We start from the raw sequence: 10272 nt of genomic DNA on the forward strand, positions 1-10272 counted from the left end.
ACACCGCCCTGCTGCTGCGCCATCAGCTCATCCAGTCGACCGCACAGGCTGTTGACCTGCTGTTCAATCAATTCGCCGTTGTCACCGGCAAATTCAACAATATTCAGGCCGAGCATTTCCTTGTCCGGCACATCGGTAATCAGCTCTTTTACCGAATGCCAGACAATATCCTCACGTGCCAGATTCAACACCTTAGAGTCCACGGTTTCCACTGACAGCGCTTTGGCTTCCACCATGAAAGGGGCATTACGCAGTGCAGAGTCAAAGGAGTCGTACTTGATGTTCACCAGACGACGCACTTTCGGGATCGGCGTGATGTCCAGACGCGCTTCCGTAATAAAGGCCAGCGTCCCTTCTGCACCGCATAACAAACGCGTCAGATCGAAGGTTTGCATGTCATCGCTGAACACATGACGCAAGTCATAACCGGTCAGGAAGCGGTTAAGCTTAGGGAATTTATCCAGAATCAGATCACGCTGATCACGACAGCGATTCAGCACCTGATGATAGATACGCCCTTCTGCTGTCGGTGTTGTTGCTAATTGCTCAGCCAGTTCGGTGGGCATCGCGCGGGTATCCAGGATATCGCCGCCGAGCAGCACCGCCCGCAGCCCTTCCACATGATCCGACGTTTTGCCGTAGACCAATGAGCCCTGCCCGGACGCATCGGTATTGATCATGCCGCCTAAGGTGGCGCGGTTACTGGTGGAAAGCTCCGGCGAGAAGAAGAATCCATAAGGCTTCAACCAGGCATTGAGCTGATCTTTCACCACGCCCGCTTCCACACGCACCCAGCCCTGTTCAGGATTGATTTCAAGGATGCGATTCATGTAGCGCGACATGTCGACCACAATGCCCTGATTGAGTGACTGACCGTTGGTACCCGTTCCGCCGCCGCGTGGGGTAAACACCAGGCTGTTAAAGCGCGTTTCACCGGCCAGCCGCGCGATTAGCGCCACGTCCGCCGTCGAACGCGGAAACAGCGCAGCATCGGGCAACAGCTGATAAATGCTGTTATCGGTGGAAAGCGAGAGACGATCGGCATAACTGGTGGCGGTATCGCCGGTAAAGCCTTGCTCTTTTAATGACTGCAGGAATGTCAGCACCAGTTGAACGAGGCCTGGCGCCTGGGAAATCTGTGGGATCATTATTGCGTGACCGAGATGTTGTAAACGTTTGCGTGGTTATTTTTTTCAACCACTGGTTTTATCATATTTTTTTAATGGCTGCTGTTTTTTCAGGAAAGACCTCCACGACACCTGCTTTTTTCTGTTTAATTTTCAGGAAATAGCTCATCATTGATCAGGGCCCACGCGGTCCACCACGAAGGATTAATTGAGGTCAAAACGTTGTGATGAAAAGCCTGCAACGCGGTATGGATCTACCGCAACTGCTATTCTCGTTGATGTTCATTCTCATCATGATCATCGCCTGCCTGTGGGTGGTACAACCCTTTATTCTGGGCTTTGCCTGGGCCAGCATGGTGGTGATTGCGACCTGGCCATTGATGATCCGTTTGCAGCATTTGCTGTGGGGACGACGATCGCTAGCGGTGATCGCCATGACCATTCTGTTACTGCTGCTGTTTATTATTCCCATTGCCCTGCTGGTGAGTAGCCTGATCGACAACAGCGCACCGGTGATTGCCTGGGCCACGCAGCGACATCTGGTTTTCCCGGATTTTGTCTGGCTGCGCGAAATTCCGTATGTCGGCAACAAAACCTACTCCAGCTATCACAAAATGGTCGATGGCGGCGGTACGGCGATTCTGAATCAACTGCAGCCTTATATTGGTCGCACCACCGGCTTCTTTGTGGCGCAGGCCGGCCACTTTGGCCGCTTTATGATCCACCTCGCTGTGATGCTGCTGTTTAGCGTGTTGCTTTACTGGCGCGGTGAGCAGGTCGGCCACGGCATTCGTCACTTCGCTTATCGTATGGGCGGACGTCGCGGCGATGCGGCGGTGCTGCTAGCCGGTCAGGCCATTCGAGCCGTGGCGCTGGGTGTGGTGGTGACGGCGCTGGTGCAGGGTGTGCTGGGCGGCATTGGCCTGGCGATTTCCGGCATCCCTTATGCCACCTTGCTCACCGTGCTAATGATTCTGACGTGCCTGGTGCAGTTGGGGCCTTTGGTGGTGCTGGTACCGGCTATCATCTGGCTCTACTGGAGTGGCGATACCACCTGGGGCACGATATTACTGGTGTGGAGTTGTGTAGTCGGTACGCTCGATAGCGTGTTGCGTCCGATGCTGATTCGCATGGGTGCGGATCTGCCGATGATTCTGATCCTTTCCGGCGTTATCGGTGGATTGATCGCCTTTGGCATGATCGGACTGTTTATTGGCCCGGTGGTGCTAGCGGTATCTTATCGTTTGGTTTCCGTGTGGATGCATGAAGCACCTGCCCCGGATGATGACCCGCAAACGGCCATCGAAGCTCTTGCCGAACATGAGGAAGAGCAACCTTAAAGCTGACCCTTTCCGCGAGCGGTGCAAATAAATGCACCGCCTTCTTCTCCCACTTCTGATTTGCCTTACCTACCGCGCTGAAAGCAACTTAATCGCTGTCACATAATTGCCTTCACCACCCTTTATTTTTCATAAGCGATTTTTAAGAAAAAACGCAGATTTAGGCGCTTTAGGTGGATTTCGCTAACGGAATGATTATTTTTCGAACTGAATCATCAGGCGCAACCGTTAAAAAAGCTCAGAAAAGATTATCAGCTTTAAACTAATAAGAGGATTCTTAAAGACGCCAGCAAGCCTGATGAATAACATGAATCCTATGTTTGAGATCAAACCACTGATTTTTAAACAACCTTTTTCCCCTGAGTAAAGTGAAGAATTGCTGTGTGTAGTCTTTGCCCATCCCCTGTGATGGGCTTTTTTTTGTATTTTTTATGGATAAAAAAAGGCCAGCAGCGCTGGCCTTAATGATTTCATCAAGGACGCTTCAGATTTACCCCGAACGCGCCCTAATTGATGTCTGATTACTGCTTAGCCGCATCCAATTCCGCCAGATTTAACCAGGTTTGCACCACGGTATCTGGGTTCAATGACAGGCTATCAATACCCTGCTCCATCAACCACGCAGCGAAGTCTTCATGATCTGAAGGACCCTGGCCACAAATTCCAACATATTTGCCTTGTTTCTTGGCGGCCTGAATCGACATCGACAGCAGCGCCTTCACCGCTTCGTTGCGCTCATCAAACAGTGCAGACACCACGCCAGAATCGCGGTCCAGACCCAACGCCAGCTGTGTCATGTCGTTCGAACCGATAGAGAAGCCGTCGAAATACTGCAGGAACTGTTCAGCCAGCAAGGCGTTTGACGGGATTTCACACATCATGATCACCTTCAAGCCGTTCTCACCGCGCTTCAGACCTTGCTTGCCCAGTTCTTCCACCACGGCAGCCGCCTGGTCAACAGTGCGCACAAATGGAATCATAATCTCGACGTTAGTCAGACCCATTTCATTACGCACACGTTTCACGGCTTCACACTCCAGCGCGAAGCAGTCGCGGAAGCTGTCTGCCACATAGCGCCCCGCGCCACGGAAGCCCAGCATCGGGTTCTCTTCTTCTGGCTCGTAACGCTCGCCGCCCACCAGATTGGCGTATTCGTTCGATTTAAAATCAGAGAGACGCACAATCACGCGCTTCGGCGCAAAGGCCGCGCCCAGGGTGGCGATGCCTTCGGTCAGACGCGCAATGTAAAACTCAACCGGATCATCGAAGCCCTTCATCATTTGACGAATCTGCTGCTGCAATTCTGGCGTCTGCTGGTCAAACTCCAGCAGCGCTTTCGGGTGCACACCGATCATACGGTTGATGATGAACTCCAGACGCGCCAGACCAACACCTTCATTTGGCAGACAGGCGAAGTCAAAGGCGCGATCCGGGTTACCGACGTTCATCATGATTTTCAGTGGCAGGTCCGGCATAGTATCCACTTGCGAACTGGTCACTTCAAAGTCCAGCAGATCCTGGTACACATAACCGGTGTCGCCTTCAGCACAGGAAACGGTCACCTTATGCCCATCTTTCAGGTAATCGGTGGCATCGCCACAGCCAACGACGGCAGGAATGCCCAGCTCACGCGCGATGATCGCCGCATGGCAGGTACGGCCACCACGGTTGGTCACAATCGCGGAGGCTTTCTTCATGATCGGTTCCCAATCCGGGTCAGTCATGTCAGTGACCAGCACATCACCCTTTTCGATGCGGTGCATTTCGCTGATGTCATGAATCACTTTCACTTCACCCGCGCCAATGCGATGGCCGATGGCACGGCCTTCCACCAGCACCTTGCCTTTCCCTTGCAGGTTATAGCGCTCCATCACCTGACCGTTAGAGCGCACGGTTTCCGGACGCGCCTGCACAATGAACAATTTGCCGGTGTGACCATCTTTCGCCCACTCGATATCCATTGGGCGCTTGTAGTGCTGCTCAATCAACACCGCCTGGCGCGCCAGATCCTGCACTTCGTCATCGGTCAGGCTAAAGCGGTCACGCTGCTCCTGATCGACATCTTCAATGCGCACCTGCTCACCGTGCTCCTGAGAATCGGCATACACCATGCGGATCTTTTTGGAACCCATGGTGCGACGCACGATGGCCGGGCGATTGGCTGCCAGCGTGGGTTTGTGCACGTAGAATTCATCCGGGTTCACCGCACCTTGCACCACCATCTCACCAAGACCGAACGCCGAGGTGATAAAGACCACCTGGTCGAAACCGGATTCGGTATCAATGGTAAACATCACGCCAGAAGACGCGAGATCGGATCGCACCATGCGCTGAATACCCGCTGACAGGGCAACGCCACGATGGTCGTAGCCCTGGTGCACGCGGTAAGAGATCGCACGATCGTTAAATAAAGAAGCGTACACGTGCTTCACGGCCACCAGCACCGCATCAAAGCCCTGCACGTTAAGGAAGGTCTCCTGTTGCCCCGCGAACGAGGCATCGGGCATGTCCTCAGCGGTGGCGGATGAGCGCACCGCAAAGGAAGCGTCGGCATCATCAGAGGAGAGTTGCTCATAGGCAGTACGAATCGCCTCTTCCAGCTCAGGCAGGAATGGCGTGTCCACGACCCATTGACGAATTTGTTTACCGGCCTTAGCCAGCTCTTCAACATCATCAATATCCGTTTTGTCCAGCAAATCATAAATGCGCTGGTTCAGTCCGCTTTGATCGAGAAACAGATTAAAGGCGTAAGATGTCGTGGCATAGCCGTTTGGCACGGAGACGCCCAGTGACGACAAGTTAGTAATCATTTCTCCCAGGGAAGCATTCTTGCCCCCCACCCGATCAACATCATGCATGCCAAGCTGGTTGTACCAGAGCACTAGCGACTGTTGGTCTTGATTGGACATTGAGATTATCCTTCATTTAAATGATTGGAGCACATGGAACATTTTGCTATTCGCCAAAACAGCCTGGCACAATCAATAAATAAAGACTAAGTGTTGAATCGTTAAAGCAGAAAAAGAAACGCAAATTCGGACTAGTTCCCGCTGGCATCAAAGTTGCGCAACAGGCTTATTTAACGCCGACACATTGCCGCAACGATATTTTTCCCCTTTTCAGAGGGTTAGCCATTGCTTTTTGTTGCGCAACAGATTCAGACTTTATTTTTACCTTGTGATAAAAATTGCGGGGAAATAGCCGTTTTCAAAACAGCATTTCATCTAATATTGTTCATCACAAAAATAAAATTCCAGCAGAAAGCACTCACGATATGGATATTTCATTTTATTTTTAATTAAAATGAAACATCGGCAATGACATTGTTACGCAAAAGTAAATAAGAGGGGATTTCGCCTATGAGCACTGAGCGCAGTGTGTTCTACATTTCAGACGGTACCGCCATTACCGCGGAGGTATTGGGGCATGCCGTGCTGTCGCAATTCCCCGTGAATATCAACAGCGTGACCCTGCCCTTTGTTGAGAATGTTCAGCGAGCTCAGGCGGTGAAGGCGCAGATTAACGCGCTGTATCAGCAAAGCGGCGTACGTCCGATTGTGTTCTTTTCTATCGTCACCCCGGATGTGCGTGAAATCATTCTGGAAAGCGAAGGCTTTTGCCAGGACATCGTGCAGGCATTGGTGGGTCCGCTGCAAAGTGAGCTTGGCGTATCTTCAATGCCAGTGGCGCACCGAACCCATGGTCTGACGGCGAGCAATCTCGGCAAATATGATGCGCGTATTGCCGCGATTGATTACACGCTTGCGCACGATGATGGTATCTCACTGCGTGGTCTGGAGGATGCACAGGTCATTTTGCTCGGCGTCTCTCGCTGTGGCAAAACACCCACCAGCCTCTATCTGGCGATGCAGTTTGGTGTTCGTGCGGCAAACTATCCCTTTATCGCCGATGACATGGATAACCTGAAATTGCCGCCGGCGTTACGCGCCCATCAACATAAGCTGTTTGGATTAACCATCGATCCTGAACGTCTGGCGGCGATTCGGCAGGAGCGTGCAGAGAATACCCGTTATGCCTCGATGCGCCAGTGCCGCCTGGAAGTGGGGGAAGTGGAAGCGCTCTTCCGCACGCATCAGATTCGTTACCTTAACAGTACCAACTATTCGGTAGAGGAGATTGCCACCAAAATCCTCGACATTATGGGTCTGCGCCGCAGCATGTATTGATCTGTACGCCAGGCCGTAAAGCCTGGCTTCCGTCTTGTTTCGCTCACCTTTCTTTTTAGCGGGTTGAATTCGCGGCCTATTGGTTTATTGTGACCACCATCACTTCCCGGTATTTCACCGTTGCGAAGAACAGATTTTGAGAATCTCAATGAACAAGACTGATGAACTGCGTACCGCGCGCATCGGCAGCCTGCTAACGCCCGCTGTGCTAGCGCAAGAACACCCCATTTCACCGGAGGTGGCAGCCACCGTCACCGCTGCGCGCCAGCGTATTGCACGCATTTTGACCGGTGAAGATCCACGCCTGTTGGTGATTATCGGCCCGTGCTCGCTACACGACCCTAAAGCCGCGCTGGACTATGCCGAACGCCTCAACGTGTTACGCGAACGTTACCAGGATCGTCTGGAAATCGTGATGCGCGCTTACTTCGAAAAACCGCGCACGGTGGTCGGCTGGAAAGGATTGATCTCAGATCCGGATCTGGATGGCAGTTTCGACGTTAATCGCGGCATCGCCATTGCTCGTAAACTGTTGCTGGATATCAACGCCACCGGTATGCCGACCGCCACCGAGTTCCTTGATATGGTGATCGGCCAGTTTATTGCCGACCTGATCAGCTGGGGCGCCATTGGTGCACGCACCACGGAGAGTCAGATCCACCGTGAAATGGCATCGGCGCTGTCGTGCCCGGTCGGATTCAAAAACGGTACAGACGGCAATGTGCAAATCGCAGTGGATGCGATTCGCGCGTCACGCGTCAGTCATATGTTCCTGTCTCCAGATAAACACGGTCAGATGACGATTTACCAGACCAGCGGCAATCCGCATGGTCATGTGATTCTGCGCGGTGGCCGTCAGCCTAACTATCACGCCGAAGATGTCGCGGCCGCAGCCGCAAATTTGCGTGATTTCAATTTGCCGGAACAGCTGATCATCGACTTTAGCCATGGTAACTGTCTGAAGCAGCATCGCCGCCAGCGCGACGTCGCAGATGATGTGGCAGCACAAATTCGTGCGGGATCTCGTGCGGTGGCGGGTGTGATGATTGAGAGTTTCCTGCAGGAAGGTAATCAGAAAGTGGTGAGCGGCGAGCCGTTAAACTACGGTCAGTCTATTACCGATCCCTGCCTGAGCTGGGAAGATAGCGCCGAAGTGCTGGAGAAACTGGCTGCCGCGGTCGACAGCCGTTTTTAATCACCTTAGCTGGAGCAACTCACCTCCAGCGTTTTTCCCCACTCTGGCGGCCGTTGGCGTAACTCTGCGCTGACGGCCGCATCATCAAATGGCTGTTGTAAAGCCAGATGGAGCCGCTCCAGCGCCGCCTTCTCACCCTGCTCGACTTCTTCAATCACCTGCTGTGCCAGATAATTGCGCAACACCAGCGCTGGGTTGGCCGCCTTCATGACCTGTTGGCGTTGTTCATCTGATGCCTCATCCTGCAGCAGACGCTGACGATAGCCGTCGTACCAGTGGTCAAACGCCTCGCGGTCGATAAATTCATCACGCAGCGGCGAACGCTGTTGATGCTGCTGCGTCTCACTCAGTAAGCGAAAGGTCAACGTGTAATCGCTTCGCTCTTGTGTCATCAGCGACAGCAGTTGCGTCAGAATCGCGTTGTCATTGGCATCGGCAGTCAGAAGGCCCAGTTTAGCGCGCATCTTCTCACCCCAGACCCGCATAAGTTCCGTTTCATAATGGCTGAGCGCCTGTTTTAACTGATCCGTGCTCATCAACCCTGACAATGCATGCGCCAGACGATTGAGGTTCCACAAACCAATCATCGGCTGATTCTCAAAGGAATAACGCCCCTGATAATCGCTGTGATTGCAGATGAATCCGGGTTGGTAATCATCAAGGAAGCCATAGGGACCATAATCCAGCGTCAGTCCGAGGATCGACATGTTGTCGGTGTTCATCACGCCATGCGCAAAGCCCACGCACTGCCAGTGGGCGATCAGGCTGGCAGTGCGTTTCACGATATCGGTAAACCACAGCACATAGCGGTCAGCGTCATCGCTTAATTCTGGCCAGTGATGATGAATGGCGTAATCTGCCAGTTGCCGGACCTTATCCTGCTCGCCGCCATAGTAAAAATGTTCAAAGTGACCAAAACGCAGATGACTCTCAGCGATGCGCATCAGCATTGCCCCGCGTTCCTGCGTTTCACGCAGCACTGGCTCATCGCCAATCGCCAGAGCCAGCGCGCGAGTGGTGGGAATCCCCAAATGGTGCAACGCTTCCGAAGCCAGGAACTCACGCACGCTGGAACGAATCACCGCCCGGCCATCACCCATACGCGAATAGGGTGTCAATCCCGCCCCTTTTAAATGCCAGTCGAGTTTACGTCCGTTCGTCAGTTGCTGTTCACCCAGCAGAATGCCACGCCCGTCGCCCAGTTGGCCGGCCCACACACCAAATTGATGTCCGCTGTAAACCTGCGCCAGCGGGGCCATACCTGGCAATAGCTCACGACCACTCCAGACGCCGTGCCCCTGCCCAGTGAAGAGCCCGGCATCCAGTTCCATTTCTGCCGCCAGCGGCGCGTTATGATAGAACAGGCGCCCGCCTTCCAACGGCGTTGGCATCAGCGCCGTATAGCATCCCGGCAGCTCTTGCTGCCAGCTATTAATAAATTGCATCACCACTCCAGAAGGTGCACACAAAAAGCACCAACAGTGAGTTTAAAGAATAGGGTTCAGTGTAACGCTGGGCGTCAGCGGATGACAGTTGAAAGGACTACTGCTGTGAAGGGGTGTGCGAAGTCACATCAGGATAAATAAGATCACCTAACCGTTCCGCTTTGACAACCGGGAACAAATTGCCTTGCAGTTGAGCTCCGCTCAGCGTGCTGACTTTCTCCAGCATGAGGTTATCGTCAACACCACATATTATGAGCTGATCGGCATAATCTGAGAAATTATCGATGACCGTTTGGATAAATGGTGTAAAAGATGCACGTTTAGCCAGGCCTTGTATAAAGGTTTTATCCAGTTTCAGTACACTAAAGAGATTATCGTAAACTGCGGTTGCAGGTGCTTTACCCGCACCAAATTGGGAAAGTGATAAACGGAATTCCTGCTGTAATGTTGCCAGAAGTGGCTGCGCTTTTCCGCGCGCTAATTGCGGAAACGTTTCGCTAATATCGAGAATAATAAAAGGAAGTTGTTTAAATTTCCTTAACAGAAATTCACTTTCAAGCAGCGTTAACGCCATCGAATCATCAATACGAACCAAAGCGGTAATTTGATGTAGCTCAAAAAAGTCACGGTACTTTTCCAGTAAAGAAAGCTGGCTCTGCATTAACCGTAATTGCTGCGCATCGTCTAATTGCGGCAACAGCAAATCCTGCGGCAGCGTAATAGGTGCGCTGTCGTGGACGAATTGCGTCACCAGCTCGACCGCAGTCAGCTGGCCCGCCAGTGTATAAACTGGATAGAACCAGGTTTCCGACTGATAGTCGGCAGATAAATGGACTTTCATTTTAGCAGCCAAAAGCAGTAATCGGTTATGGCCAACTGCGCTGGCTGGATGCCCACCGTGGCATTACATTGGCGAAACTGGCCGCCGACCATGCGCCACAGGTGCTGTTCAATTATCTCGGCCGCTTCACTCAATCC

7 protein-coding genes and 1 other RNA gene are annotated in these 10272 nt (G+C 52.7%); 4 read left to right on the forward strand and 4 right to left on the reverse strand.

The window, feature by feature from the left end; all coding sequences use genetic code 11:
- On the reverse strand, positions 1-1148 hold a 1148-nt coding region (locus H7A81_RS22335), incomplete at its 3' end, for an FAD-binding oxidoreductase (RefSeq protein ID WP_182058757.1).
- Positions 1149-1354: 206 nt separating this feature from the next.
- On the opposite strand from H7A81_RS22335, the gene ydiK reads away from it, so the two are divergent.
- Positions 1355-2467 carry an AI-2E family transporter YdiK gene (ydiK, locus tag H7A81_RS22340; protein WP_034821692.1) on the forward strand — a complete coding sequence of 371 codons (1113 nt, stop codon included), beginning with the start codon at positions 1355-1357 and terminating at the stop codon, positions 2465-2467.
- Between the two features lie 316 nt (positions 2468-2783).
- Positions 2784-2891: antisense sRNA RprA (gene rprA / locus H7A81_RS22345), an RNA gene on the forward strand.
- Positions 2892-2988: 97 nt separating this feature from the next.
- Here rprA and ppsA read toward each other — a convergent pair.
- Positions 2989-5376, reverse strand: a complete 2388-nt coding sequence (ppsA, locus tag H7A81_RS22350) for a phosphoenolpyruvate synthase (protein WP_058959747.1) — start codon at positions 5374-5376, stop codon at positions 2989-2991.
- Positions 5377-5826: 450 nt separating this feature from the next.
- Between ppsA and H7A81_RS22355 the strand changes: the two genes are divergently transcribed.
- Both H7A81_RS22355 and H7A81_RS22360 read left to right on the forward strand, forming a co-directional pair.
- Positions 5827-6654: a pyruvate, water dikinase regulatory protein gene (locus H7A81_RS22355; RefSeq protein ID WP_058959746.1), complete on the forward strand. Its 828-nt coding sequence runs from the start codon at positions 5827-5829 to the stop codon at positions 6652-6654.
- A gap of 148 nt (positions 6655-6802) precedes the next feature.
- Positions 6803-7849 carry a 3-deoxy-7-phosphoheptulonate synthase gene (locus H7A81_RS22360; RefSeq protein WP_166931630.1) on the forward strand — a complete coding sequence of 349 codons (1047 nt, stop codon included), beginning with the start codon at positions 6803-6805 and terminating at the stop codon, positions 7847-7849.
- A 5-nt stretch (positions 7850-7854) separates the two neighbouring features.
- Here the strand turns inward: H7A81_RS22360 and H7A81_RS22365 are convergent, their stop codons facing one another.
- Together H7A81_RS22365 and H7A81_RS22370 are read right to left on the reverse strand one after the other, a co-directional pair.
- A complete protein-coding gene (locus H7A81_RS22365; protein ID WP_182058758.1) occupies positions 7855-9294 on the reverse strand; it encodes a YdiU family protein in 1440 nt (479 codons plus the stop codon).
- Positions 9295-9391: 97 nt separating this feature from the next.
- The gene (locus tag H7A81_RS22370) at positions 9392-10135 is read right to left on the reverse strand and encodes an EAL domain-containing protein (RefSeq protein ID WP_097119291.1); all 744 of its coding nucleotides are present in this window, start codon (positions 10133-10135) and stop codon (positions 9392-9394) included.
- Positions 10136-10272 lie beyond the last annotated feature (137 nt).

The sequence above is a fragment of the Pantoea sp. ME81 genome, from assembly GCF_903970985.1.
Classification (GTDB): domain Bacteria; phylum Pseudomonadota; class Gammaproteobacteria; order Enterobacterales; family Enterobacteriaceae; genus Pantoea; species Pantoea communis.

Coding starts and splice junctions, on each gene's coding strand:
- H7A81_RS22365 (WP_182058758.1), bottom strand. CDS start 9,294: ATGCAATTTATTAATAGCTGGCAGCAAGAGCTGCCGGGATGCTATACG.
- ydiK (WP_034821692.1), top strand. CDS start 1,355: ATGAAAAGCCTGCAACGCGGTATGGATCTACCGCAACTGCTATTCTCG.
- H7A81_RS22370 (WP_097119291.1), bottom strand. CDS start 10,135: ATGAAAGTCCATTTATCTGCCGACTATCAGTCGGAAACCTGGTTCTAT.
- ppsA (WP_058959747.1), bottom strand. CDS start 5,376: ATGTCCAATCAAGACCAACAGTCGCTAGTGCTCTGGTACAACCAGCTT.
- H7A81_RS22355 (WP_058959746.1), top strand. CDS start 5,827: ATGAGCACTGAGCGCAGTGTGTTCTACATTTCAGACGGTACCGCCATT.
- H7A81_RS22360 (WP_166931630.1), top strand. CDS start 6,803: ATGAACAAGACTGATGAACTGCGTACCGCGCGCATCGGCAGCCTGCTA.